The following is a 25,267-nucleotide window of genomic DNA, read 5'->3' as shown; positions in this document are numbered from 1 at the left end:
CATTCCTGATTGATAAGGCCGCTTCATGTTGGGCCGTTGCTTGAATGCGAGCATGCTAAGTTCAGTGAGATAAAAAGGGCAAAAAACAAAAGCTAATAGCGCTTAACGAAAGCTTAATTTTATATTTAGGTCTTTGTTTTATTTGGGCTTATTTCGTTAGCTACGTTGGTGCAATACTCATTGATGAGCGCTTTCCATCGGCTGATAATTTCTTGATCGGTCAAACTAACATGCAACGTTTTCCATGGTTGAAGGCAAGTTTCTTTCGATTCTGATTGAGAAAGACGTTCAAATAATGTCTCGGAGGGTAAAACGCGCAGCAGTGCCACCAGTGATTCCATGTAGTTGAGACGGAACTGTTCAAGTTTGTTTTGTTTATAAGCGATGTGAGACACAAACGTATAAATCAGCGCGTTTTGAATACGAGAGTCGCCATCTGGAGTGGTCAGCAGAACTTTTGCTCGGTCTAGGTTACCTAGTTTGAAATGTAATACGCCCAACCAGAGGCTTAGCTCATCTGGCAAAACATCGAACGACGACTGCACTTGCGTCAAATACGCCTCCAGCTTTTGAGGTTCTTGCTCGTACAAAGCGAGATGCCTTGCGGTTGTGATAGCTGCAAACTCATCAGCTTGTTGGAGAGGTTGGTTAGAAAAGACATTCTCAAACAGCATTTTTTGGTGAACGTCTGACAGTTGCCATGTACTGGCTGAAGGTGCAGGCAAGTTGAAGTACTGCGCGACATCTGAGTGAATTTGGAATATATCCGATTGTAGGTCGGATAATCGCAGTGTGTATTCGTTGCGAAACGCCAGTTTCCCTGTCGCAGGATAAATAAGGTTCATCTGAGCTTTCAAGGTGCCTTGCTCTGCGCCGTCTTTTAACTCTATGTTGAGTTCGTAATCACTGGTCTGCATGTTTCGCGCGCCAGGGAAATACGGCGTATGACCGATAGGATCAAGAAAGTAACTGGGAGCGTCTTGGTTGGCGATGTCGGTGTATGGATATTCGACCTGTTGTTGCAGCAAGATGGCTTTGACCAGTATGCGATACTTTCTTGCTTGGGAGCCAATCGCATCGACACGGTTGAGCAGCAGTTCGACTTTGGGGATAAGTAACTGATGACGTGTTTGTTGCGTTGAAATCTCTTGGCGTTGCCATAACAAGCTTGCGAGCGTCACGCTACAAACCGTAAGTACGGCACATAAGCTATAAGCAAAAATCAACTTTATGTTCTTACGGTTCGTAACTTGAGCTGTGATAACGCGTCGATGGTTTTTCGCTGGTGGCACTAAACGGATATTCGCTGGGTTTAGAAAGTAACCTTTGCGAGGATAAGTGACCAAGAGCTTAGTCGCATCGTACTCGGGGAGATGCTGTTGTAGCAGCGCACGTAAGGTGCTAATGCGGTTAGTGAGTACATTCTTAGAGATGAATTTGCTCTGCCAAATGGTTTCGATAATGGTATCGGCAGAGAGCGGATGTCCCACGCTTGTTAGCAGCAGCTCTAATAACTCAATGGTACGAGGTTCGAGATCAATCGCGACAGTGTCTTGATGAAGAGTTTGTGTCTTCGGATTATAGACCAACTCGCCAATCGCAATACAACTGTGAGTTTGTTTGGCTTGTTGCAAAAAATCGCGCATACCGCACCGCGTTATTTGGAAATGGCGAAATATTATATAGCGATTGGAGCGCGAAATCTTATAAATTGCGCTCCAATTACCATCAAAAGTTTATGAACCGTAGGTCACGGAATAGCGATGAGGCTTGTGGTTCATCGCTAACACGACATTCAGTGCAAACGCGCCCAAAATCGAAAGACCAATTACTTCTGGAGTAACAAAGAAGAATGACGCAAACAGAATGCACGCATCGATTGCCATTTGGCTTTTGCCAACTGAAATGCCAAATTTATCCTGAATAAATAAACACAGCACGTTAAAGCCACCTAAGCTGGAGCGATGTCGGAACAAGATCAGCATACCGAGTCCCATTAAAAGCCCACCTGCGACGGCACAATAAACTTCATTTACCGATTCGAGCGAGATTAGCAAATAAAGATGATCGGCAAAGATAGAAACCAAAGCGCCAGAAATGGCACTATTAATGGCGAAATGACGGCCGAAGCGTTTCCATGCTAGCAAGTAAAAGGGACTGTTTGCTAAAAAGTACAGCACACCAAACGTAAAAGGTGTAAATTGGCTAATGAGCAGAGCCAATCCTGTCGTCCCCCCTGTTAGGAGGTTTGCGGATTGGAGAAAGAAAACGCCTTGAGCTACCAAAAAGGTACCCGTGAGAATCGCTATCCAGTCTTCTTTTAATGAGTGTTTTTCCATCAATGTTGCAGTCATTAGTGATAAATAAGGCGTGCATAGTAGTAAAAAGATGATCTTTTCGGTAGCTAGAGGGTAAAATTTACGGTAAACCTATGTAATTGCTGTTTTACAGGGTGTAAAGCACAAAATTGACAGGCAATAGATCGTCGTTATGCAATTGCAATGCGGGCGTGATACAGATTGCTTGCCATCATGAAAAAACTGCATGAGAAAAATTATAAATTTCTCTTTATGACCCAGATCAAATTATGTAGAATGCGCGCCATTAGGGTGACGAAAACGTTTGCGTAGGGTCATTCAACAGTTTTTTTGCAACTTTCAGTACTAATCTGAGTCAGGAGATACAGATGCTTAAGCGTGATATGAACATCGCAGATTACGATGCGGAACTGTTCGCAGCTATCCAGGAAGAAACTCTTCGCCAGGAAGAACACATTGAACTTATCGCTTCTGAAAACTACACAAGCCCACGTGTAATGGAGGCGCAAGGTTCTCAGCTAACGAACAAATACGCTGAAGGCTACCCAGGCAAGCGTTACTACGGCGGTTGTGAGTACGTAGATAAAGCGGAACAACTTGCTATCGACCGTGCATGTAAACTGTTCGGTTGTGAATACGCGAACGTACAGCCTCACTCAGGTTCTCAAGCAAACAGCGCGGTTTACATGGCGCTTCTTAACCCAGGCGATACAGTTCTAGGCATGAGCCTAGCACACGGTGGTCACCTGACTCACGGTTCTCCAGTAAACTTCTCTGGTAAGCACTACAACGTTATCCCTTACGGTATCGATGAAGCGGGTCAAATCAACTACGACGAGATGGAACAGCTAGCGCTTGAGCACAAGCCTAAGATGATCATCGGTGGTTTCTCTGCTTACTCGCAAATCGTTGATTGGAAGCGCATGCGTGAAATCGCTGACAAAGTAGATGCTTACCTTTTCGTTGATATGGCGCACGTAGCGGGTCTTATCGCAGCAGGCGAATACCCAACACCTGTTCCACACGCTCACGTGGTAACAACAACGACGCACAAAACACTAGCAGGTCCTCGCGGTGGTCTTATCTTGTCAAATGCTGGCGAAGATATGTACAAGAAATTGAACTCAGCAGTGTTCCCTGGTGGTCAAGGTGGCCCTCTAATGCACGTTATCGCTGGTAAAGCAGTAGCGTTCAAAGAAGCGATGGAGCCAGAGTTCAAAGCTTACCAAGCTCGCGTAGTGAAAAACGCAAAAGCAATGGTTGGTCAATTCCAAGAGCGTGGCTACAAAATCGTATCTAACGGCACAGAAAACCACTTGTTCCTTGTGGACCTGATCGACAAAGACATCACTGGTAAAGATGCAGACGCGGCACTAGGTGCAGCAAACATCACAGTGAACAAAAACTCGGTACCAAATGACCCACGCAGCCCATTCGTAACGTCTGGTATTCGTGTAGGTACGCCAGCGATCACTCGTCGTGGCTTCACTGAAGAAGACGCAAAAGAGCTAGCAAACTGGATGTGTGACGTTCTAGATAACATCGGCAACGAAGAAGTTATCGAAGCGACTAAACAGAAAGTGCTCGAAATTTGTAAGCGTCTACCGGTTTACGCCTAACTATTCTTCATAGAATGAGTCAATTTCGGTGTCGAACATACTCACTTGCTCGCGCAAACTCCGTGTGTTCTCCTAGAACTCGACTCATCTATTTTGAACATTGATATACTAAAGGTCCTCAATTGAGGGCCTTTTTGTTTGTCTGGCGTTTGGAATGAGATATAGCGAAGAGTGTGTGATAAGGAGATGGCTACCAACACTGTCCCTTTCAATATATCCAAACCGCGTCATTCCGACGAGCCTAGGCGAGAGCAGGAATCTTGTTGAGGCATACTCTTTTACTCAGCGTTTCCCAAAAAATCATCAGTACGTTGGAAACTGATTCTCAATCACGCTCGTTCCTCGCTGTTCAGAATGACGGAGGTAGAATGGCTTTTTATCATCATTTGACAGATACAAAAAAGGTTGGCACTGAGCCAACCTTTCTTTTGAAAACAAACGAGAGCTTACTTAATCTCGATGCCTTGAGCCTGCATATCAGCATGGTAAGAAGAGCGAACAAATGGACCACACGCTGCGTGCGTGAAGCCAAGCTCTAGTGCAACTTCTTTTAGCTCGTCAAACTCTGATGGCGGAACGTAACGCTCTACTGGCAAGTGGTGACGGCTTGGCGCTAAGTACTGACCTAGAGTCAGCATCGTTACGCCGTGTGCGCGTAGATCTTTCAGTACTTCGATGATTTCTTCTTTGGTTTCACCAAGACCCATCATCAAACCAGATTTGGTCGGTACATCTGGATGCTGCTCTTTGAACTTCTTAAGAAGCTCCAGCGACCACTTGTAGTTTGCACCTGGGCGAGCTTTACGGTAAAGACGTGGCGCTGTTTCTAGGTTGTGGTTGAAGACATCTGGCGGGTTATCTTTCATTAGATCAAGCGCTACGTCCATACGACCACGGAAGTCAGGAACCAGAGTTTCAATCTTAATATGAGGGTTCAACGCACGGATCTCGCGGTTACAATCGGCAAAGTGTTGTGCACCACCATCACGCAGATCGTCACGGTCTACAGAAGTGATTACTACGTATTTCAGCTTCATATCGGCGATGGTTTTCGCCAGTTTTTGAGGCTCTTCTGCTTCCGGTGGTAATGGGCGGCCATGAGCAACGTCACAGAAAGGACAACGACGAGTACAAATGGCACCTAGGATCATGAAGGTAGCTGTACCGTGGTTAAAACATTCCGCTAGGTTAGGGCAAGATGCTTCTTCACATACGGAGTGAAGTTTATTCTTGCGCATCGCCGCCTTGATGTCTTGAATTCGTTGGCTGTCGGCTGGTAGCTTGATCTTCATCCAATCAGGCTTACGTAGCACTTCTTTCTGCTCTGTAGGCATGTTCTTTACGGGAATCAATGCCATTTTATCGGCGTCACGATATTTAACGCCTTTTTCCATCTGGATTGGTTTGCTCATGCTTTATTACCTTGAGAAGGTGCTTCTGTGCTGAATTCTACTTGCTCATAGTCGAGCAAAGTAACGAGTTCTTCTATTAATTGTTTTTCTACGGCTTCTACATTGTCTGGGCCGCCAAATTGGCTGACCTGAACCATTTCCATACCTTCATAACCACAAGGGTTAATACGCAGAAACGGTGTTAAATCCATATTTACGTTCAAGGCTAAGCCATGAAACGAGCATCCTTTACGAATGCGTAAACCGAGAGAGCATATTTTTTTACCGTCAACGTAAACGCCTGGTGCGTCAGGTCGCGCGGCCGAATCGATATTGTATGCTTTTAGCGTGTTGATCACGAGGTTCTCGATAGTGGTAACGAGATCTCGTACACCTAATTTTTTGCGGCGTAAGTTGATCAAGAAATAGGCGACCAACTGACCAGGGCCATGATACGTAACCTGGCCTCCGCGATCACTTTGTACAACAGGAATGTCACCAGTGTTAATAAGGTGCTCAGCTTTACCTGCCTGACCTTGCGTAAATACTGGGTTATGTTCTACCAACCAGACTTCATCAGGGGTTTCTTCTGTGCGTTGGTCGGTGAACTCATGCATCGCCTTCCATACAGGCTCATAGTCTTGGCGGCCAAGTCGTTTTACAACAAGTTGGTGTTGCATGGGAATTCCTGTTGCTAATATATAAAGTTTTTGGATTATAAACCGGATAACCCTGATGCTCTACCGCTGAGTAACAGATTTTTAACTGAAAGCGATGTAAAGTTTTGTTATCTGGTTGATAAATAAAAAGAAAGCAGCCGAAGCTGCTTTCAAAAAAAATTTAATCTATCAAAAAATTATAGAACCATGCGCACGATGTCAATTTCACCTAACTCTTTGTATAGCGTCTCAACTTGCTCGATAGACGTTGCAGTGATGTTGATTGATACCGAGTGGTAGTTGCCCTTAGCACTTGGTTTAACGGTCGGGCTGTAGTCACCTGGAGCATGGCGCTGAATAACTTCAAGAACAAGCTCTGGAAGTTCAGGCTTTGCATGACCCATTACCTTGTAAGTAAATGAACAAGGGAACTCAAGCAGGTCTTTTAATTTTGCATCAGAGTTGATGGTTAGCATATCGATAACTCCAGTAGATATTCGTTGCGGTGCGAAATAGTACAGTCAAATTAGGGGGAACTCAAGACGAGGATCTCAAACTTAAAAAGCCGCCCTTTCAGGCGGCTTTGCGAATAAGTTTGCTACTCTAACGTCCTTCTTAAAAGAAGCTCTTGAATAACAATACGATGTAATCCCACATGCGGCTAAATAGACTACCTTGCTCTACGGTTTCTAGTGCCATTAGTGGGTATTCGGCAATATCTTCACCATCGATCTGATAGTATAGCTTACCAACTACATCACCTTTATTAATTGGGGCTTCTAGCTCTTTTTCAAGGACGAAGCTGGCTTTTAGGTTTTTCGCTTCACCACGTGGTAGTGTTACGTAAGTATCTTGGTCAAGGCCTAACGCTACAGTGTCTTTGTTACCCATCCACACTTTTTCTTCAACGAACGTTTCACCTGCTTTGTGCGGTGCTACTGTTTCGAAGAAACGGAAGCCGTAGCTTAGTAGCTTTTTGCTTTCTGACTTACGAGCATTGGCATCTTTCGTGCCCATAACGACCGCAACCAAACGCATTTGGCCTTCAGTTGCTGAACTTACTAGGCTGTAACCCGCATTGCTTGTGTGACCCGTTTTGATGCCGTCAACGTTCATGCTCTTATCCCAAAGTAGACCGTTACGGTTGTATTGGGTGATGCCGTTGTAAGTGAATTTCTTCTCTGAGTACACGCGGTACTCATTTGGTACGTCACGGATCAGGGCTTTACCTAGCAATGCCATGTCGTATGGTGTCGAGTACAGCTCGGCGTTATCTAGACCATGAACGTTGGCAAAGTGCGAGTTCGTCATACCTAGTGTGTTGGCCCAAGCGTTCATTAGGTCAACAAACGCATCTTCTGAGCCTGCAATGTGTTCAGCCATCGCTACACAGGCATCGTTACCAGACTGGACAATGATACCGCGGTTTAGGTCACGTACTTTTACAGTTGTGCCTACTTCAATGAACATTTTTGATGATTCAGGGAAGTTTTTCGCCCATGCATTTTTACTGATGGTGACATCGTCATCTTCTGAGATATTACCACGCGCTAGTTCTTGGCCGATTACGTAGCTGGTCATCATCTTAGTCAGACTAGCTGGAGACAATTTTGTGTTCATCTCTTTCTCTGCCAGTACTTTACCTGAATGGTAATCCATCAGTACGTAGCCCTTCGCCGCGATTTGAGGGGCATCTGGAACAACGATAGGTGATGCAAGAGCAGATTGAGCGAAAGTTGCAGAAAGGGCAACCGAAGAAACGAGAATAGATTTCACAAACTTATTTTTATTCATGGTAATTCAAATTTTTGGGTTAACTGCGGACATCTTATCAGAATCCCCAGCTATGTAAGAGGGGATCGAGGAGAAATTCATGACACTAGGTCATTTGGCAGTGTTGTGTTTTTTAATAAATGCAGACGAATAGCCGAGCAACTTTACTTTATCTAGAGTGGCTTGCGTCAGGGAGTAGTCAGTAAATGGCCCTAACAACAAGCGATAAGACTCTTTCGCATTTTCTAGGAAAGTTTCTGTATCCAGTTTTTGACCAAGCTCTGTCCCTAAAGTTCGTGCGCGTTCTTCATTTTTTGATGATGCCACCTGAATAACGTACTTAGGGTGCGCTTCTAATGATTTTTTATCCGTGGGCTGATTGATACTGATTACTTCAATTTCCACGTTCGCTGTACCTGTTTTTATCACATCTAACTTATGTGCTGCGGCATAGCTTAAATCGATAATACGGCCATCGTGAAACGGACCTCGGTCATTAACTCGTACTACGGTAGTTTTGCCGTTGTCAGTGTTGGTGACTTTTACGTAACTTGGTAACGGTAGCGTTTTATGCGCAGCCGTCATTGAGTACATGTCATAGATTTCGCCATTAGAAGTCAAATGACCTTGGAACTTCTTCCCATACCAAGACGCTCGGCCTTTTTCCTTAAAGCCTTTGGCATCGCGAACTATCTTGTAGTCTTTTCCGCGCAAGTGGTAATCCTTGTTGCCACCTAAGCTGTAAGGTTCATATTTAGGGTGCGCATCCTCGATGTGTTCGACTGAAAGCGGTGTATCAGGTGCAACATCGGATTCGAGTTCGTAACGGCCGTCTTGCGTTTTTTGGCTGGTGGATGAACAGCCTGCCAAAATAAGAGCTGAGAAAACCAAGGAATATAAAGCGCGTTTTTGCATGTCTAGGTCGCCTTAGAGAATGCTTTTCGGTGCGTATGAATTGACATCAGAATACCAAAGCCAGCCATCAAGGTTACCATTGATGTGCCGCCATAACTAATGAGTGGCAACGGTACACCTACTACAGGTAGGATGCCACTTACCATGCCAATATTTACAAAAATATACACGAAGAAGCTGAGTACAATACTGCCTGCCATCATTCGTCCAAATGCGGTTTGCGCTTGGCTGGCGAGGTATAAACCTCGTCCAATAATAAATAGATAGATGGCTAAAAGGCAAAGGAAGCCAATCATACCCCATTCTTCAGCAATTACTGCAAAGATAAAGTCAGTGTGTCGTTCAGGAAGAAATTCCAGTTGTGACTGAGTACCTTGCAACCAGCCTTTACCGGAAATACCACCGGAGCCAATCGCAATTTTACTCTGAATAATGTGGTAGCCCGCACCAAGCGGATCTGACTCTGGATTAAACAGAGTACGAACTCGTACTTTTTGATACTCACGCATCAAGAAAAACCACAAAATCGGAATGAAACCACCCAGTGCAATTGCAGCACCAGCGATGATTTTCCAACTAATGCCCGCGAGGAAGATAACAAAAATACCGGAAGCGGCGATTAGAATAGAGGTCCCTAAGTCAGGCTGTTTTGCAATGAGGATGGTTGGCAAGCAGACCATAATCAGTGCAACGATGAGTGTTTTTAGCGTTGGCGGAAGGGGCTGTCGACCAACATAGCGTGCCACCATTAATGGCACCGCGAGCTTCAATAACTCGGAAGGTTGAAAGCGCACAAAACCGAGGTTAAGCCAACGCTGTGCGCCTTTAGATGCTTCACCGAAAAACAGTACGCCAAAAAGCAGTATGACGCCGCCGACGAACATCAAAGGTGCAAGGCTCTCGTAGGTTCGTGGAGAAAGCTGCGCAAGAACGATCATCACAACGAGTGAAAGCACCATCCGCATAGCTTGGCGATCCATCATCAGTAAACTTTGGCCACTAGCGCTGTACATGATCACGAGGCCAAACCCCATCAGGGCCAATATGCCAAGTAGGAGTGGTAAGTCGATATGGAAGCGTTCAAACAGGGCGCGATTTTTACCTGTAGAGGGATCCATCTTCATTACTGTTTTACCTCTTTCTTCGCATTGTTTTCAGGCTCAATTTCTTCTGGGCCAAGTACGACTCGATCAAAGATCTTTCTCACTACTGGGGCTCCGTTGCTAGAGCCACCGCCGGCGTTTTCTAGCACTACAGTGACGACCACTTTAGGATCATCAAATGGTGCAAAGCCAGTAAATAACGCATGGTCACGTAAGTGCTCGGCGATCTCATCTGCGTTGTACTCTTCATTTTCACCCAGACCGAAGACTTGCGCAGTACCTGATTTACCCGCTGTTTGATAACTCATTTTGTAGAATGAGCGGCGAGCTGTTCCGCGCGTGCCATGGTTTACACGACGCATGCCTTCTTTCGCCATATCCCAGTACTTTTTCGGTACATTCTTGATTGGCGGGTAAGTCACGTATTCTGTTGTTTGTTGTTCTTCGAAGTCGTTGCCGTTCTCTATCGTCGCTTTGAGCAAGTGAGGTGCGATCACTTCTCCCTCATTTACTAATACGGAGGTCGCTTTGGCGATTTGCATTGGTGTTGCTGTCCAATATCCTTGGCCGATACCCACAGGGATCGTATCACCTTTATACCATGGGGTTTTATGGCGAGACATTTTCCAGTCACGAGTCGGCATATTCGCCTTACTTTCTTCGTAGATATCAATGCCAGTGTAATCACCAAAACCGAACATCATCATCCAATTCGAAATACGGTCAATACCCATGTCATAAGCGATTTGATAGTAGAAAGTATCAACAGACTCTTCGATCGACTTAATGATATCGACGCGTCCGTGCCCCCAACGCAACCAGTCACGGAACGGGCGTGTGTTGGAGTTTGGTATGCGCCAATAACCAGGATCATTTCGCGTAGTGTTCGGTGTGACGACACCTTCTTGTAGCGCGGCTACCGCCATAAATGGTTTGATGGTAGACGCAGGTGGGTAAATGCCAAGTGTGGTACGGTTGACCAAAGGACGGTTTTTATCGTTCAAAAGGGCGCGATAGTCTTTACCTGAGATTCCGTGCACGAACGAGTTAGGATCGTAGCTAGGGCTTGAAACCATAGCCAGTACGCCGTTGTCTCTAGGATCGATCACTACAGCACTGCCTCTGCGGCCATCCAATAATTGGTGTACGTACAGCTGCAAGTTGATATCAAGGTTTAAAACGATGTCTTTTCCGGGTACAGGTGGAACGTACTTTAACGTACGAATTACTCGGCCGCGGCTGTTTACCTCGACTTCTTGATATCCGGCCGTACCGTGTAAGAGGTCTTCGTAGTATTTTTCGATACCCAGCTTACCAATGTCGCGAGTGGCTTGATAGTTTGCGTCTTTTTCTTCTCGGATCAGGCGCTGCATGTCGCGATCATTGATTCGAGAAACGTAACCAATCACGTGGGTTAAGACTTCGCTGAAAGGGTAATAGCGCTTTAAGGTCGCACTTATTTCTACACCAGGAAAGCGGTACTGATTGACGGAGAATACCGCTACTTGTTTTTCGTTCAGTTGGGTCAGCAGTGGGACTGACTTAAATCGACGAGTCCGTTTACGCTCTTGGTGGAAACGTTCAATCTGATCTGGGGTAATTTCCAGAATGGTTTGTAGTTCTTGGATGGTTGCATCAATGTCTTTAATTTTTTCTGGAGTCAGTTCTAAGTTAAAGACGGGACGGTTCTCTGCCAGTAAAACACCATTTCGGTCATAAATCAGACCTCGGTTGGGCGCGATAGGAACCACTTTGATACGGTTATCGTTCGAGCGGGTTTGATAATCTTGAAACTGGTTCACCTGAATGTTGTACATGTTGGCGACCAGAGCTCCCATCAAGAGAACAATGCCGATAAAAGCGACAATAGCGCGGCTGGCAAACAGACGCGCTTCGGCTTGATAATCTCGGATTTGACTGCGGCGCTTACGAATCATTAACGCTTGGCTCTAAAGTTAAACAACGATTATTCGCGGTGGTAAGGATGGTTCGCGGTGATGCTCCACGCTCGGTATAAGCTTTCTGCCATTACGATACGCACTAAAGGGTGGGGTAGCGTTAAGGCAGACAATGACCAGCTTTGGTCTGCTGCAGCTTTGCATGCAGGAGCGAGTCCTTCAGGACCGCCGATTAAGATTGATACATCACGGCCATCTAATTTCCAAGCTTCTAACTGCTCAGCAAGTTGAGGAGTGTCCCATTTTTTACCTGGGATATCTAACGTGACGATACGGTTGCCTTTTGGTACCGCAGCGAGCATCGCTTCCCCTTCTTTTTGCAGGATGCGAGCGATATCGGCATTTTTTCCACGTTTGCCAGCAGAGATTTCAATCAACTCCAATGGCATATCATGTGGGAAACGGCGACGATATTCTTGAAAGCCTTCCTCAACCCATTTTGGCATTTTTGTGCCAACAGCAATTAGTTGAATTTTCAAAAGATTAACCCCAGAGTTTTTCTAGCTGGTAGAGTTCGCGGTGCTCTTCTTGCATCACGTGAAGCATGGCGTCGCCCATATCTAGGACTACCCATTCACCTTCGTTTTCACCTTCCATTCCTAGTGGCTCAAGACCGGCTTTTTTCACTTCTGTTGCAACGTGGTCAGCGATGGATGAAACGTGGCGTTTGGATGTGCCAGTACAGATGATCATGTAATCTGTCACGCTTGATTTATCTTCCACGTTTAGGACGATAATGTCTTCCGCTTTCATGTCGTCGGCTTTATCAGCTAAAAAGTCTTTCAGTTCTTCGCGAAGCACTCGGTTTTCCTCGGTTTGTCTCTTATCTCTACAGTGTTTTACATTCTTGCTTGCAAAACAGGTCGCGCACTATATCACGCTTTGATTTTTAAATTGCCAGCTTAATATCAGGAGAGCAGGTTTCTAAGCTCAACTGATGAATAGTTGGCCATACAGACTCGTCATATTGAGTTTTGGCTTTTATCTCTGCTTGAGCCAACAAGGAGAGCAATGCACAAATACGACTCGCCGATAAGCGGGTCAGTGCTGCGTTATAGAGTGGACGCTTGTTTTGCCAAACTCGATATTTCTCAAATACCTGGTTCATTCCCATTTGAGTTAAGTCTTGATGCATATTTAAAAGTTGGCTCAACTCTTTTTGTACACTTCGAATCAAGATCACGGTCTCGACCCCTTCCGCCTCAAGTTGGCGAAGAATACGTTGTGCACGGTTTGCTTTACCTGCCAGTAAGGCGTCGATCCAGTTAAACGTAGTAAAGTGATTATGGCGACTTAGGGCTTCCTCTAAACGTATGATGGTCAGCTCACCATCCGGGTAGAGTAGGGCCAATTTCTCTAAGCTTTGTGACAATGCAAACAGGTTACCTTCATGCCATTGAGCCAACATTTGCAGTGATTGTTGATCGGGTTTTAGGCCCAACGCGCGGCAACGTGCCTGAATGAACATAGGTAAGCGTTGTAGATCTGGCGACAAACAGCTTACCCAGTCGCCTTTTGAGCTTAATGCTTTGAACCATTTCGCATTTTCTTGGGCTTTGGTCAGTTTGCTACCAACAATGACGAGCATGATGTCATCATGCAGCATATCACACAGTGTTTGCAGCTCTTTGCTGACGGTGGTTGTCACGCCACTTTCTGGAATTTCAAGCTCGATCAATTGACGGTTTGAGAACAGGCTCATCGCTTGGAAGCAATCGTAAACTTGATTCCAGTCGATGCTTGTGTCTACCGCAAAACGGTGTTTTTCCTCAAAACCTTGTTGAAACGCTGCCTTTTGGATTGCTTGGCGGCTCTCTTGAATCAGTAACGGCTCATTACCAAAGATTAGGTAAACTTGTTTAACGTGTTTAGTTAAATGATCCGTTAATTTATCGGCATAAATTCGCATAGTGATTAAGAGTTTGTGTTCGATGGCTCAGAGATTTGTCCTGCTTCATATTCGGCACGAATACGGCCCAACTGGCGCATCATCTGTTTTGCAGCTTGCAAGCGCATCTCGTCTTCAATTACGTCACGTTCAACAGATTTTGCAAGTGCCGTCAACGGGTTGTCTAGGTAGTTGCGGTTTACTGTTGTCGTAAAGTTTTTAGAGCCATAGCCAGGAATCGTCACACGGTATTTTACTACGTATGTCAGCTCTTTTTCTGCTGCACGGCTATTTTGATACAGAGACAGTGTACGCTCATCGATAGTCGCTTCCGTCAAATGAAGGTTGGGTACAGTCGATGATGGTTGAACAAGTTCAACTTTGTTCAGTTCGAGTTGAGAGCGAACATAGCGAGTTAATTCACTGTATTCATCGTAGCTGGAGAAAGACATAGTGTGCAGCTCTTCCGGTACGGAATACTCGCCGCGAAGGTGAAAACCACAGGCAGAAAGAAGCCCCGCTAATACCAATACCACTGGTAGTTTAATCAAAGAGAAAAAGCGCATTGATTGTATTCATCCTAAATTGAAGGGGTTATTTACCTTAAACCACTCATGTGAATGGTTTGAGGTAAATAAACAGGGTAGCGAACTACCCTGTTTAATGACTCTTGGTTAACAAATAAGTTCGCTAAACAGAGACAAATTGCAAGCTGTGATTAGTTTGCAACGATGTTCAGCAGTTTACCTGGAACGTAAATGACTTTACGAATAGTCAGGCCATCAGTGAACTTAACCACGTTTTCGTCGTTTAGACCAAGCTGTTCGATATCGTCTTTAGAGATATCTGCTGGAACTGTTAGCTTCGCACGTAGCTTACCGTTAACTTGAACAACGATAGTTTTTTCGTCTTCAACTAGCGCTTTTTCGTCAAACGTCGGCCATGCCGCGTTATCAATGTCTGTTTCACCTAGTGCTGCCCATAGCTCGTATGAGATATGCGGAGTGATAGGGTAAAGCATGACAACAATAGCTTTCAGCGCTTCGTCAAGGATTGCACGATCTTGCGCAGATTCTTGAGGCGCTTTCGCTAGTTTGTTCATCAGCTCCATGATCGCTGCGATCGCGGTGTTGAATGTTTGACGACGAGCGATATCGTCCGTCACTTTCGCGATGGTTTTGTGAACGTCACGGCGAAGTGCTTTTTGATCACCAGAAAGCGCGGCTGTATCTACTGCTTCTGCTGCGCCTTTCGCTGTGTGCTCTTTCACTAGTTTCCAAACACGTTTCAGGAAGCGGTTCGCACCTTCTACGCCAGACTCTTGCCATTCAAGCGTCATGTCTGCTGGAGACGCGAACATCATGAATAGACGTACTGTGTCAGCGCCGTACTTATCTACCATTTCTTGAGGGTCGATACCGTTGTTCTTAGACTTAGACATCTTGATCATGCCTGAGTGCGTTACATCGCGACCTTCAGTGTCTTTAGCAGAAGTAATGCGGCCTTTACCATCACGTTCAACGGCTACGTCTGTTGGAGCTACCCACTCTTTGCCGCCTTTCTCGTTCTCGAAGTAGAACGCATCAGCTAGTACCATGCCTTGACACAGTAGTTGCTTGAACGGTTCGTCAGACGTTACGTAGCCCGCGTCACGTAGCAACTTGTGGAAGAAGCGTGAGTACAGTAGGTGCATACAAGCGTGCTCGATACCGCCGATGTACTGGTCTACTGGTAGCCAGTAGTTTGCTTTTTCTGGATCTAGGATGTCGTCTGCTTGCGGTGAACAGTAACGCGCGTAGTACCAAGAAGATTCCATGAACGTATCGAACGTATCTGTCTCACGTAGAGCAGGTTCGCCGTTGAATGTGGTCTTCGCCCATTCTTTATCTGCTTTGATTGGGCTGGTTACGCCGTCCATTACCACGTCTTCTGGAAGAATCACTGGTAGTTGGTCAGCAGGTACTGGGTGAACTTCACCGTCTTCAGTCGTTACCATTGGGATTGGTGCGCCCCAGTAACGTTGACGAGATACACCCCAGTCGCGTAGACGGAAGTTTACAGTCTTAATGCCTTTGCCTTCTGCTTCTAGCTTCGCTGCAATTGCATCGAACGCCGCTTGGAATTCTAGGCCGTCGAATTCACCTGAATCGAACAGTACGCCTTTCTCTGTGTATGCTGCTTCAGAGATGTCTAGCTCGCTGCCATCAGCAGGCTTGATAACTGGCACGATGTCTAGACCGTACTTCGTTGCGAACTCGTAGTCACGTTGGTCGTGTGCAGGTACTGCCATTACCGCGCCTGTACCGTAGTCCATCAATACGAAGTTTGCTACGTATACTGGTACTTCACGGCCGTTCAATGGATGAATAGCAGTAAGGCCAGTAGCCATACCTTTCTTCTCCATTGTCGCTAGCTCAGCTTCTGCAACCTTGTTGTTCTTACATTCGTCGATAAACGCTGCAAGCTCTGGATTGTTCTCTGCAGCAAGAGCTGCAAGAGGGTGACCAGCAGCGATGCCCACGTAAGTCACACCCATTAGCGTATCTGGACGTGTTGTGTAAACTTCTAGGTCTTGTTGACCCTTAACTTCAAACTTCAGCTCAACGCCTTCAGAGCGGCCAATCCAGTTGCGCTGCATGGTTTTCACCATTTCAGGCCAACCTTCAAGCTTGTCTAGGTCGTCTAGTAGCTCTTGAGCGTACTCAGTGATTTTGATGAACCATTGAGGGATTTCTTTTTGCTCTACAGGCGTATCACAACGCCAGCAACAACCGTCTTCAACCTGCTCGTTTGCAAGAACAGTTTGGTCGTTAGGACACCAGTTAACAGAAGAAGTCTTTTTGTAAACTAAACCTTTCTCGTAAAGTTTAGTGAAGAACTCTTGCTCCCAGCGGTAGTACTCCGGTGTACATGTTGCGAATTCACGGTTCCAATCGTAACCAAAGCCTAGAAGCTTAAGTTGGTTCTTCATGTATTCGATGTTTTCGTAAGTCCAAGGTGCTGGTGCAGTTTTGTTTTTTACTGCTGCGTTTTCTGCAGGTAGACCGAATGCGTCCCAACCGATTGGTTGCATCACGTTTTTGCCTTGTAGGCGTTGGAAACGAGATACTACATCACCGATAGTGTAGTTGCGCACGTGACCCATGTGCAGTCGACCACTTGGGTATGGGAACATGGATAGACAGTAGAATTTTTCTTTATTTGGGTCTTCACTTACAACAAAGGTTTTGTTGTCATCCCAGTGCTTTTGAACTTTTTGTTCAATATCTTGTGGGTTGTATTGTTCTTGCATCGATGGTATCCGTTATCTTGGAATTTGTGAGTTCGGTTAGAACAGACTTAAATAGATCGTCATAGAATACCTAAAGCTAGGGATCACAACAATAGCCAATCTGTACCCATGCGCCCTTAAGTGACGCAGGTAGGAGAAAGATGGAGGTCAGTTATGCCTAAACGTAAAACAGGTTATGAGGAAATGCTCGAGGATGTGATTGAAACCTTGAAGCACAGTCCGGAAGAAGTTAACAAAGCGATTGAGACGTCGGGCAAAGTGGTGGATGCTGCTAATGACTTGACCAAAGATGAATTGGCTTTAATCAAAGCGTACCTTAAAGCAGACTTAAAAGAGTTTTCAGAGAGTTACGAGGACAGTAAAAGTGGTCCGTTTTACTTAACGATTGCGGATTCGATATGGCAAGGGCTGTTAGAGATTACAGACCGAACTAAAGTTGAGTGGGTTGAGTTGTTCGATGACTTAGAGCATCAAGGGCTATATGAAGCAGGAGAGGTGATAGGCTTAGGTACCTTGGTCTGTGATGAGTGTGGTCACAAGACAACGTATAACCACCCAACTGTAATCATTCCGTGTATTAAATGTGGTCACAAAGGCTTTACTCGCCAGTCATTAAAGCCATAAATGGCGCGTAACGACTGTATAATGTAATGAATAAAAAAGAGGCTTGGTCGCCTCTTTTTTGTCTTTTCTACTTTCAAGCTGTTATCAGCTCTGTTTTCTTCTTAAACCGAAAGCCAGCGCTAAACTTAACCCAACCCAAATATACAATGGCCAAGTACCAACGATTCGATATGGCGTTTTCCCATCGGTTGGGGTGAGCTCTGCGCGCAGTACTGCAGTTTCAAACTGCGGTACTTGCTCAACGATTTTACCCTTGTGATCGGTTACCGCTGTTAATCCGTTGTTAGTCGAGCGGATGAGCGGTTTACCTAATTCTAAGGCACGCATACGGGCGATCTCCATATGCTGAAGAGGGCCGATAGAGTGACCAAACCATGCGTCGTTCGATAGCGTTAGAATGAAGTCTGTTTCGTCAGTCACATTTTGACGCACTTGCTCATTAAAGATGATCTCATAGCAAAGCGCTGGTGCCATGTGCATGCCATTCGCAACGATGTTGGGCTGCACAAAAGCCCCACGGCTAAACGACGACATCGGTAAGTTAAAGAATGGCGCTAATGGGCGCAAAATATCTTCAAATGGTACAAACTCACCAAACGGTAATAGGTGATGCTTATGGTAGCGTTCGCTCAAGTCGAAACTGTAGTCACCGTATGGCGTGATGCCAAGGGACAGGATACTGTTGTAGAACTGTCGATCTTCAGCTTGGTTGACGACACCAGTGATGATTGCGCTGTTATTCATTTTTGCTGCGCTGTCGATATTGCTCAAAAATGAAGGCACTTCAATTTCAAAAGCAGGAATTGCAGCTTCTGGCCAGACGATAATATCAGCGTCCCAGTTTTCACGAGTGAGATCGGTGTATTTCATGATGGTTGGCCAACGTTGGCTTGGCAGCCACTTAAGGTTTTGGTCAACGTTACCTTGAATCAGCGCGAGCTTAGTCGTGTCTTCTGGCCGAGGTGTTACCCAATCGTAGTTTCGAATCCCAAAGCCTGTGCTGAGTAATACCGCGGGAATAACCACCATCAGCCACTGTTTATGAACCCAAGCATAGGCTAATGCCCCCGCACTAATAAGGATAAACAGAGTGAGCAGTTCCACGCCACCGATAGGCGCAAAGCTTGCTAGTGGAGCATCAATCTGGCTGTAGCCTAGCCATAGCCACGGGAAGCCGGTCATCACCCAACCACGCAACCAATCACTGATTAGCCATAAAGCGGGCGCAGCGAGAAGCGCTTTTGTGAGTGTGAATTGAGGAAATAGCTTGTTGTTAAGCCAAGCAAATAAGCCTGAATAAACAGCCAAGTAGGCGACAAGCAAGCCCATTAAAAATAAATTGGCAATCAGTGGCATGCCACCAAAGCCGGAGATACTGACGTACACCCAGCTAACGCCAGTTGCAAATTGACCCAACCCCCAAGCATAGCCAATCCACAGTGCACGTTTCGGAGTTTGGTTAGCAAGAAGAATCAGTAGAATAGCTGGGCTAAGAATGGCAACAGGCCACAACTGGTAAGGTGCAAAAGCGAGCGTAGTAGAGGCGCCAACAAAAGCGGCCACTAAGGGCCGCTTGAGGCGATGAAAGAGTTCATTCATCATTATAATTTTCTGAGATTCCCAATGGGTATCGCGTTACTCTTGAGTGGCTTCAACCAGGGTTTCTTCGTCTGGGATCGTCACTTGGAGTTGAATGACACGACGGTTATCGGCAGCGGTGACTTTGAAGTTGTAACCTTCAATTTCAACCAGTTCACCACGAGAAGGTAAGTGACCAAAGGCAGTCATGACCATGCCACCAACGGTATCTACTTCCTCATCGCTGAAGTTAGTTCCAAATGTCTCATTAAACTCTTCGATGGTTGTCAGCGCTCTGACAGCAAACGTATGCTTGCTAAGCTTACGAATGTCTGTCTCTTCGCTTTCATCGAATTCATCTTCGATATCCCCGACGATTTCTTCAAGGATATCTTCAATGGTCACAAGACCAGAAACACCACCGAATTCATCGACAACAATGGCCATATGATAACGTTCTTCACGGAACTCTTTCAGCAGTCGATCAACGCGTTTACTTTCCGGTACCACAACGGCTGGTCGAATAACTTCTTCGATATCAAATGGATTACTGCCTGAGCCTAAGTATTTAAGTAAGTCCTTCGCAAGAAGAATGCCTTCCACATGGTCTTTATCTTCGCTGATCACAGGGTAGCGAGAGTGTTGAGCATCGGTAATCAAGGCAACCAAGGTATCAAGGTCGTGAGTACGCTCAACCGTAACCATTTGCGAACGCGGGATCATAATGTCACGCACGCGCATTTCGGAGATTTCCATAACACCTTCAAGCATATCGCGGGTGTCATGGTCAATCAGGTCATTGACTTCAGAGTCACGGATAACATCCACAAGCTCTTGGCGATCTTTTGGTTCGCCCTGAAATAATTGACCTAGACGTTCAAAGAAGGACTTTCTACTCGGACCTTCTGCCTTTTCTTTCTTATCTTCGTTAGAAGAGGGAGAATTATCTTCGTTCATTGTTTCTCAATTAAGTAACGCTATCAGAAGTGTGATAGCACACATAGAGAGGCGAACACGAGAATCATTTTGGTGGTTCGCCTTTCCCTGCTGAATAGCCAATGGCTACTCTTTTTCAGCAATGTAAGGGTCTTCATAGCCCATACCTTGCATGATTTCGGTTTCGAGGGACTCCATCTCTTCGGCTTCGTCATCCTCAATATGATCATAACCTAGCAGATGCAAGCTGCCATGTACAACCATATGCGCCCAATGTGCTAACAGAGGCTTGTTCTGTTCAATTGCCTCTTTTTCAACGACTTGGCGGCAAATAATTAAGTCGCCAAGTAAATCTATTTCCATACCTGGAGGGGCTTCAAATGGAAAAGACAACACATTGGTCGGTTTATCTTTACCACGATACTCATGGTTAAGCGTGTGACTTTCTTGTTCATCCACAATGCGAATGGTGACTTCGGCTTGTGGCTGGAAGAGAGGAATCGTCTTATCTAGCCACAATTGGAAATCTTGCTGCGAAGGCAGCCCTTCTTCATTTTCGACTGCCAGTTGCAGATCAAGTTCAATCGCCATGATTATTCCTTAGTGGAAGCAACTTGTGCATTCAGTTCGGCTTTCGCTGCTTCTAATAACTTCGCATCGCGTTCTTCACGACGACGCTTCTCGAACTCTTTACGCTCTTTCTGGTCTTGTGCTTCCCACTTCTCATACGCGTTAACGATACGAGCAACCACTGGGTGACGTACAACGTCGTCTGCTAAAAAGAAGTTAAAGCTGATGTCGTCGACTTCGCTTAGTACTTCAATAGCATGACGAAGACCCGATTTTGCACCACGAGGTAAGTCGATTTGCGTGACGTCACCAGTGATAACTGCGCGAGAGTTAAAACCAATACGCGTTAGGAACATCTTCATCTGCTCAACCGTGGTGTTCTGACTCTCATCAAGAATGATGAAAGCGTCGTTTAGAGTACGACCACGCATGTAAGCAAGAGGGGCTACCTCAATCACGTTACGTTCAATCAGCTTCTCTACGCGCTCAAAGCCCAACATTTCAAATAGTGCATCGTATAGCGGACGTAGGTATGGGTCGACTTTCTGGCTTAAGTCACCAGGTAGGAAGCCCAGTTTCTCACCGGCTTCAACCGCAGGGCGCGTCAATAGAATACGACGGATCTCTTGGCGCTCTAGTGCGTCAACTGCTGCAGCAACAGCAAGATAAGTTTTACCTGTACCAGCTGGGCCAATACCAAAAGAAATATCATGCGTGACCATATTAACTAAGTACTGCGCTTGGTTTGGCGTACGTGGTTTGATCACACCTTTCTTGGTTTTGACGAAGACTTCTTTACCATGCTCGATATTAGACTCAGTATTCTGCTCAAGAACACCAGACTCTTTAATCGCTAAATGGATCTGTTCAGGCTCAATGTCTGGGATCTCACCTCGTACAGGCGCGGTATCAACATACAGAGTTTTCAGGATATCCAGCGCAGCTGATGCGGTATGAGGTTTACCGACAATTGTAAAATGGTCACTACGGTGGTTAATTTCAACGCCTAGACGGCGTTCTAAATGCTTGATGTTGTCATCGAATGGACCGCACAGGCTAGCAAGTCGGCGGTTGTCGGAAGGTTCTAGGTTAATTTCTAGAGTTACGATTTTATTACTCAATGTTGCCTCTCATTTTTTGCCACTTAGTGAGAGCCTGATAACGACCAGGCTCTCCATGGCTATTTATACGAGCTTATGGCGTAAAAGTAGCTACACCCAGCTCATCTTCGCGACGTGTTTTCGCCATCATCTGCGTTGGGGAAATCACACTACGAAGATCCATGTCTTTTTCAGTACGTACTAGCTCACCACGCAGTGAGTTCGCAAATACGTCTACGATCTTCACATCAACGAACTGACCAATTAGGTCTGCACTACCTTCAAAGTTTACTACACGGTTGTTTTCTGTACGAGCGCGCAGTTCCATTAGGTTTTTCTTCGAAGGACCTTCAACTAGAACACGTTGTTCTGTGCCAAGCATTAAGCGAGAGTAACGCATCGCTTGAGCATTGATAGTTTGCTGTAGTTCGTAAAGGCGCTCTTTCTTCACTTGTTCTGATACATCACAAGGGTAATCCGCTGCTGGCGTACCTGGACGTGGAGAGAAGATGAAGCTGAAGCTCATGTCAAAGTCTACATCTTTGATTAGCTTCATTGTGTCTTGGAAGTCTTTGTCTGTCTCACCAGGGAAACCAACAATAAAGTCTGAACTGATTTGAATATCAGGACGAGCTTTACGCAGTTTACGGATGATCGACTTGTACTCGATAGCGGTGTGAGGGCGTTTCATCATAGTTAGGATACGGTCACTACCACTTTGCACAGGTAAGTGCAGGAAGCTCACAAGCTCTGGCGTATCTTCGTAAACCGCGATGATGTCGTCAGTGAATTCTAGCGGGTGGCTCGTTGTGAAACGAATACGGTCGATACCATCGATAGACGCAACCAAACGAAGCAGTTCTGCAAATGAACAGATTTCACCGTCGTGTGTTGGACCGCGGTACGCGTTTACGTTTTGACCCAGTAGGTTTACTTCACGTACGCCTTGTTCAGCAAGCTGTGCGATTTCGAACAGCACATCATCCATTGGACGGCTTACTTCTTCACCACGAGTGTACGGTACGACACAGTAAGTACAGTACTTCGAGCAGCCTTCCATAATCGAAACGAATGCTGTCGCGCCTTCCGCACGAGGCTCTGGTAGGCGGTCGAACTTTTCGATCTCTGGGAACGAAATGTCCATAACTGGTGCGTCATCCGACTGAGATTGTTTGATCATCTCAGGTAGGCGGTGCAGAGTTTGTGGGCCAAAAATAACGTCGACGTATGGTGCACGTTCACGAATATGGTCACCTTCTTGCGTTGCTACACAACCACCTACACCGATAACTACGCCAGGTTTTTTATCTTTTAGTGTTTTCCAGCGACCAAGCTGGTGGAAAACTTTCTCTTGCGCTTTTTCACGGATCGAACAGGTGTTAAGTAGAAGTACGTCTGCTTCCTCTGGCTCTTCCGTCAGCTCGTAGCCGTTTGCAGCATTAAGCAGGTCGGCCATTTTTGATGAATCGTATTCGTTCATCTGGCAGCCCCAGGTTTTAATTAGCAGTTTCTTACTCATCTCACTTTCGCTCGTTCAGTTGTACTTAAATTGGAGAGCTATTGCTCAAATTATAGCCGCCATCACGGCGGTAAGCGGCGTATTGTACTGCTTTAAAAAGCACCTGACTAGTGATCTGGCTAATTCTCTGCAAAGCCTGATGAAATCTAGTTTTTCGCCCTATGCAGAACAAGGTTTTTTGTTAAACAATTTTGTAAAAATAGCCATGGAAAGTACAATAAAAAACGCCAATTAATCAGCACGATGAAGAGTAAAAAATGAACAAGTATGACATCGCCGTGATCGGTGGCGGTATGGTTGGGGCAGCCGTCGCTGTTGGATTTGCCAAGCAGGGCAGAAGCGTTGTCTTGGTTGAAGGTGCAAAACCCAAAGCTTTTGATGCCGCTCAGGCGATGGATATTCGCGTATCTGCGATTTCGCACCAGTCGGTGGAGTTACTTGATTCACTCGGCGCATGGTCAGAAATTAAAAGTATGCGAGTTTGCCCTTATCGGCGTTTAGAAACTTGGGAGCACCCGGAGTGCCGTACTCGTTTTCACTCTGATGAACTGTCATTGGAGCAGCTAGGTTATATCGTTGAAAACCGCCTAATCCAATTAGGTCTTTGGCAAGTCTTCTCTCAGTATGACAATCTAACCGTGATGTGTCCCGAGCGATTAAAAGACATTGAGTTTGCAGATGTAAACCTTGTGACACTAGAAAGTGGGGTGCAGTTTGAAGCTAACTGGGTAATTGGTGCTGATGGTGCAAACTCTAAAGTTCGTCAATTGGCTGGAATTGGTGTGACTGCGTGGGATTACCGACAACACTGCATGTTGATTAACGTGAAAACAGAATTGCCACAGCAAGATATCACTTGGCAACAATTTACTCCTTCAGGCCCGCGTTCATTTTTACCTTTGTGCTCTTTGACTAATGAAGACGGTCAAGAAGTAGGCCAAGGTTCGTTGGTTTGGTATGACTCGCCAAAACGCATTAAACAACTGTGTGCGATGGGTAAACCTCAACTAAGGGAAGAAATCTTACGTCATTTCCCTGCTGAATTGGGCGATATTGAAGTTTTACAGTTTGGCTCATTCCCACTCACTCGTCGTCATGCGCAAAGCTACTCAAGCAAAAATTGCGTGTTAGTGGGTGACTCTGCCCATACGATTAACCCGCTTGCAGGGCAAGGGGTAAACTTAGGCTTCAAAGATGTAGACGTTCTCCTTTCGGTAACAGAACACCAAGAAAAGCTGGAAGATACCTTACTCGCGAAATACGAACGCGCACGTCGACCTGACAACTTACTCATGCAGACGGGCATGGACTTTTTCTATAAAGGTTTTAGCAACGATCTTGGGCCATTGAAGTTCGTACGTAATGCTGCATTGAAGCTTGCTGAAAACTCAGGGCCAATTAAGGCTCAAGTACTGAAATACGCGTTAGGTATGTAGTAAGCTACTCAAATCACAGATAGAAAAAAAGCGAGCCATGAGCTCGCTTTTTTAATTCGGCAAATCTAATGATTTCCCGAGTCCAGAACCAAAAAAAGAAAAAACCCAGCAAAGTCATGCTGGGTTTTCCGATAATGGTGCGGAAGGAGAGACTTGAACTCTCACACCTTGCGGCGCCAGAACCTAAATCTGGTGCGTCTACCAATTCCGCCACTTCCGCAACTTAATCTATAGATATCAAGATAATTGGTAAAATCTCAATATCGTTGTATATGGCAGGGCTACCTGGATTCGAACCAGGGAATGGCGGCATCAAAAGCCGCTGCCTTACCGCTTGGCGATAGCCCTACAGTGTAAATAGCCAAAGACTACTTAAGCTCTCTTATCGAGAGAAAGAATGGTGCGGAAGGAGAGACTTGAACTCTCACACCTTACGGCGCCAGAACCTAAATCTGGTGCGTCTACCAATTCCGCCACTTCCGCGTATTCTGATAGTGTAGATTAATTTAAGATGGTGCGGAAGGAGAGACTTGAACTCTCACACCTTGCGGCGCCAGAACCTAAATCTGGTGCGTCTACCAATTCCGC

Annotated in this window: 22 protein-coding genes and 3 tRNA genes; 3 read left to right on the top strand and 22 right to left on the bottom strand. The window is 45.8% G+C overall.

Translation table 11 applies throughout. The features are described 5' to 3' along the window. Window positions 1–125: 125 nt before the first annotated feature. Window positions 126–1,646 (bottom strand): winged helix-turn-helix domain-containing protein, encoded by a 1,521-nt coding sequence (locus tag MSG33_RS19295; RefSeq protein ID WP_248381767.1) that lies wholly within the window; start codon window positions 1,644–1,646, stop codon window positions 126–128. A 90-nt stretch (window positions 1,647–1,736) separates the two neighbouring features. Continuing rightward, window positions 1,737–2,339 (bottom strand): YitT family protein, encoded by a 603-nt coding sequence (locus MSG33_RS19290; protein ID WP_031780204.1) that lies wholly within the window; start codon window positions 2,337–2,339, stop codon window positions 1,737–1,739. Between the two features lie 347 nt (window positions 2,340–2,686). Here MSG33_RS19290 and glyA point away from each other — a divergent pair, with 347 nt between their 5' ends. Further along, window positions 2,687–3,937: a serine hydroxymethyltransferase gene (gene glyA, locus MSG33_RS19285; RefSeq protein ID WP_005391333.1), complete on the top strand. Its 1,251-nt coding sequence runs from the start codon at window positions 2,687–2,689 to the stop codon at window positions 3,935–3,937. Window positions 3,938–4,383: 446 nt separating this feature from the next. Here glyA and lipA read toward each other — a convergent pair whose 3' ends face one another. From lipA to leuS, 12 genes are all read right to left on the bottom strand, one after another. Further along, window positions 4,384–5,349, bottom strand: coding sequence for a lipoyl synthase (gene lipA, locus MSG33_RS19280; RefSeq protein ID WP_005391329.1), 966 nt, complete (start codon window positions 5,347–5,349; stop codon window positions 4,384–4,386). Then, window positions 5,346–6,008, bottom strand: coding sequence for a lipoyl(octanoyl) transferase LipB (lipB, locus tag MSG33_RS19275; protein ID WP_005391320.1), 663 nt, complete (start codon window positions 6,006–6,008; stop codon window positions 5,346–5,348). Before lipB ends, lipA begins: the two co-directional genes overlap by 4 nt. 176 nt (window positions 6,009–6,184) lie before the next feature. Further along, a complete protein-coding gene (ybeD, locus tag MSG33_RS19270) occupies window positions 6,185–6,463 on the bottom strand; it encodes a DUF493 family protein YbeD (protein WP_005384135.1) in 279 nt (92 codons plus the stop codon). 139 nt (window positions 6,464–6,602) lie between these two features. After that, the gene (locus MSG33_RS19265) at window positions 6,603–7,781 is read right to left on the bottom strand and encodes a serine hydrolase (protein ID WP_012842069.1); all 1,179 of its coding nucleotides are present in this window, start codon (window positions 7,779–7,781) and stop codon (window positions 6,603–6,605) included. A gap of 90 nt (window positions 7,782–7,871) precedes the next feature. Continuing rightward, a complete protein-coding gene (locus MSG33_RS19260; protein WP_012842068.1) occupies window positions 7,872–8,675 on the bottom strand; it encodes a septal ring lytic transglycosylase RlpA family protein in 804 nt (267 codons plus the stop codon). 2 nt (window positions 8,676–8,677) lie between these two features. After that, window positions 8,678–9,799, bottom strand: coding sequence for a rod shape-determining protein RodA (gene rodA / locus MSG33_RS19255; protein ID WP_005391317.1), 1,122 nt, complete (start codon window positions 9,797–9,799; stop codon window positions 8,678–8,680). Further along, window positions 9,799–11,715: a penicillin-binding protein 2 gene (mrdA, locus tag MSG33_RS19250; protein ID WP_005391316.1), complete on the bottom strand. Its 1,917-nt coding sequence runs from the start codon at window positions 11,713–11,715 to the stop codon at window positions 9,799–9,801. The genes rodA and mrdA overlap by 1 nt, the downstream gene beginning before the upstream one ends. Before the next feature lie 29 nt (window positions 11,716–11,744). Continuing rightward, window positions 11,745–12,215: a 23S rRNA (pseudouridine(1915)-N(3))-methyltransferase RlmH gene (rlmH, locus tag MSG33_RS19245; protein ID WP_017821762.1), complete on the bottom strand. Its 471-nt coding sequence runs from the start codon at window positions 12,213–12,215 to the stop codon at window positions 11,745–11,747. Between the two features lie 4 nt (window positions 12,216–12,219). After that, complete coding sequence (gene rsfS / locus MSG33_RS19240; protein WP_005373015.1) at window positions 12,220–12,537, bottom strand: ribosome silencing factor; 318 nt, start codon at window positions 12,535–12,537, stop codon at window positions 12,220–12,222. Between the two features lie 88 nt (window positions 12,538–12,625). Next, window positions 12,626–13,645, bottom strand: a complete 1,020-nt coding sequence (gene holA, locus MSG33_RS19235; RefSeq protein WP_248381765.1) for a DNA polymerase III subunit delta — start codon at window positions 13,643–13,645, stop codon at window positions 12,626–12,628. Between the two features lie 5 nt (window positions 13,646–13,650). Continuing rightward, a complete protein-coding gene (lptE, locus tag MSG33_RS19230; protein ID WP_199803773.1) occupies window positions 13,651–14,190 on the bottom strand; it encodes an LPS assembly lipoprotein LptE in 540 nt (179 codons plus the stop codon). A 152-nt stretch (window positions 14,191–14,342) separates the two neighbouring features. Beyond that, window positions 14,343–16,916 (bottom strand): leucine--tRNA ligase, encoded by a 2,574-nt coding sequence (gene leuS, locus MSG33_RS19225; protein WP_199803774.1) that lies wholly within the window; start codon window positions 16,914–16,916, stop codon window positions 14,343–14,345. 153 nt (window positions 16,917–17,069) lie between these two features. Here leuS and MSG33_RS19220 point away from each other — a divergent pair, with 153 nt between their 5' ends. Further along, window positions 17,070–17,540: a zinc ribbon-containing protein gene (locus tag MSG33_RS19220; RefSeq protein WP_005373024.1), complete on the top strand. Its 471-nt coding sequence runs from the start codon at window positions 17,070–17,072 to the stop codon at window positions 17,538–17,540. Window positions 17,541–17,624: 84 nt separating this feature from the next. On the opposite strand, the gene lnt is transcribed toward MSG33_RS19220, so the two are convergent. The 5 genes from lnt to miaB form a co-directional block, all read right to left on the bottom strand. Continuing rightward, window positions 17,625–19,142 carry an apolipoprotein N-acyltransferase gene (gene lnt, locus MSG33_RS19215; RefSeq protein WP_248381764.1) on the bottom strand — a complete coding sequence of 506 codons (1,518 nt, stop codon included), beginning with the start codon at window positions 19,140–19,142 and terminating at the stop codon, window positions 17,625–17,627. 33 nt (window positions 19,143–19,175) lie between these two features. Beyond that, window positions 19,176–20,075: a CNNM family magnesium/cobalt transport protein CorC gene (gene corC, locus MSG33_RS19210; protein ID WP_005384118.1), complete on the bottom strand. Its 900-nt coding sequence runs from the start codon at window positions 20,073–20,075 to the stop codon at window positions 19,176–19,178. Window positions 20,076–20,180: 105 nt separating this feature from the next. Then, window positions 20,181–20,645 carry an rRNA maturation RNase YbeY gene (gene ybeY / locus MSG33_RS19205; RefSeq protein ID WP_005391311.1) on the bottom strand — a complete coding sequence of 155 codons (465 nt, stop codon included), beginning with the start codon at window positions 20,643–20,645 and terminating at the stop codon, window positions 20,181–20,183. A gap of 2 nt (window positions 20,646–20,647) precedes the next feature. Then, window positions 20,648–21,745: a PhoH family protein gene (locus tag MSG33_RS19200; protein ID WP_005373033.1), complete on the bottom strand. Its 1,098-nt coding sequence runs from the start codon at window positions 21,743–21,745 to the stop codon at window positions 20,648–20,650. Window positions 21,746–21,818: 73 nt separating this feature from the next. Next, complete coding sequence (gene miaB, locus MSG33_RS19195) at window positions 21,819–23,243, bottom strand: tRNA (N6-isopentenyl adenosine(37)-C2)-methylthiotransferase MiaB (RefSeq protein WP_005391310.1); 1,425 nt, start codon at window positions 23,241–23,243, stop codon at window positions 21,819–21,821. A gap of 257 nt (window positions 23,244–23,500) precedes the next feature. Here miaB and MSG33_RS19190 point away from each other — a divergent pair, with 257 nt between their 5' ends. Beyond that, window positions 23,501–24,679, top strand: a complete 1,179-nt coding sequence (locus MSG33_RS19190) for a 2-octaprenyl-3-methyl-6-methoxy-1,4-benzoquinol hydroxylase (RefSeq protein ID WP_243327061.1) — start codon at window positions 23,501–23,503, stop codon at window positions 24,677–24,679. A gap of 135 nt (window positions 24,680–24,814) precedes the next feature. Here the strand turns inward: MSG33_RS19190 and MSG33_RS19185 are convergent. The 3 genes from MSG33_RS19185 to MSG33_RS19175 all read right to left on the bottom strand — a co-directional run bounded on the left by MSG33_RS19185 (window position 24,815) and on the right by MSG33_RS19175 (window position 25,162). Then, window positions 24,815–24,899 (bottom strand) — tRNA-Leu (locus tag MSG33_RS19185). Between the two features lie 53 nt (window positions 24,900–24,952). After that, window positions 24,953–25,027 (bottom strand) — tRNA-Gln (locus tag MSG33_RS19180). 50 nt (window positions 25,028–25,077) lie between these two features. Next, window positions 25,078–25,162: transfer RNA gene (locus MSG33_RS19175), tRNA-Leu, on the bottom strand. Window positions 25,163–25,267: the final 105 nt, after the last annotated feature.

The organism is Vibrio sp. 1CM7H, from assembly GCF_023161645.1.
In the GTDB taxonomy this organism is placed as follows: Bacteria; Pseudomonadota; Gammaproteobacteria; order Enterobacterales; family Vibrionaceae; genus Vibrio; species Vibrio diabolicus.
The sequence above is the reverse complement of the archived record's forward strand: the minus strand, read 5'-3'. Positions and strand labels throughout refer to the sequence as shown.

Bases quoted from the DNA above. Each gene is read 5' to 3' on its own strand.
- MSG33_RS19295 (WP_248381767.1), bottom strand. From the start codon at position 1,646: ATGCGCGATTTTTTGCAACAAGCCAAACAAACTCACAGTTGTATTGCG.
- MSG33_RS19290 (WP_031780204.1), bottom strand. From the start codon at position 2,339: ATGGAAAAACACTCATTAAAAGAAGACTGGATAGCGATTCTCACGGGT.
- glyA (WP_005391333.1), top strand. From the start codon at position 2,687: ATGCTTAAGCGTGATATGAACATCGCAGATTACGATGCGGAACTGTTC.
- lipA (WP_005391329.1), bottom strand. From the start codon at position 5,349: ATGAGCAAACCAATCCAGATGGAAAAAGGCGTTAAATATCGTGACGCC.
- lipB (WP_005391320.1), bottom strand. From the start codon at position 6,008: ATGCAACACCAACTTGTTGTAAAACGACTTGGCCGCCAAGACTATGAG.
- ybeD (WP_005384135.1), bottom strand. From the start codon at position 6,463: ATGCTAACCATCAACTCTGATGCAAAATTAAAAGACCTGCTTGAGTTC.
- MSG33_RS19265 (WP_012842069.1), bottom strand. From the start codon at position 7,781: ATGAATAAAAATAAGTTTGTGAAATCTATTCTCGTTTCTTCGGTTGCC.
- MSG33_RS19260 (WP_012842068.1), bottom strand. From the start codon at position 8,675: ATGCAAAAACGCGCTTTATATTCCTTGGTTTTCTCAGCTCTTATTTTG.
- rodA (WP_005391317.1), bottom strand. From the start codon at position 9,799: ATGAAGATGGATCCCTCTACAGGTAAAAATCGCGCCCTGTTTGAACGC.
- mrdA (WP_005391316.1), bottom strand. From the start codon at position 11,715: ATGATTCGTAAGCGCCGCAGTCAAATCCGAGATTATCAAGCCGAAGCG.
- holA (WP_248381765.1), bottom strand. From the start codon at position 13,645: ATGCGAATTTATGCCGATAAATTAACGGATCATTTAACTAAACACGTT.
- lptE (WP_199803773.1), bottom strand. From the start codon at position 14,190: ATGCGCTTTTTCTCTTTGATTAAACTACCAGTGGTATTGGTATTAGCG.
- leuS (WP_199803774.1), bottom strand. From the start codon at position 16,916: ATGCAAGAACAATACAACCCACAAGATATTGAACAAAAAGTTCAAAAG.
- MSG33_RS19220 (WP_005373024.1), top strand. From the start codon at position 17,070: ATGCCTAAACGTAAAACAGGTTATGAGGAAATGCTCGAGGATGTGATT.
- lnt (WP_248381764.1), bottom strand. From the start codon at position 19,142: ATGATGAATGAACTCTTTCATCGCCTCAAGCGGCCCTTAGTGGCCGCT.
- corC (WP_005384118.1), bottom strand. From the start codon at position 20,075: ATGAACGAAGATAATTCTCCCTCTTCTAACGAAGATAAGAAAGAAAAG.
- ybeY (WP_005391311.1), bottom strand. From the start codon at position 20,645: ATGGCGATTGAACTTGATCTGCAACTGGCAGTCGAAAATGAAGAAGGG.
- miaB (WP_005391310.1), bottom strand. From the start codon at position 23,243: ATGAGTAAGAAACTGCTAATTAAAACCTGGGGCTGCCAGATGAACGAA.
- MSG33_RS19190 (WP_243327061.1), top strand. From the start codon at position 23,501: ATGAACAAGTATGACATCGCCGTGATCGGTGGCGGTATGGTTGGGGCA.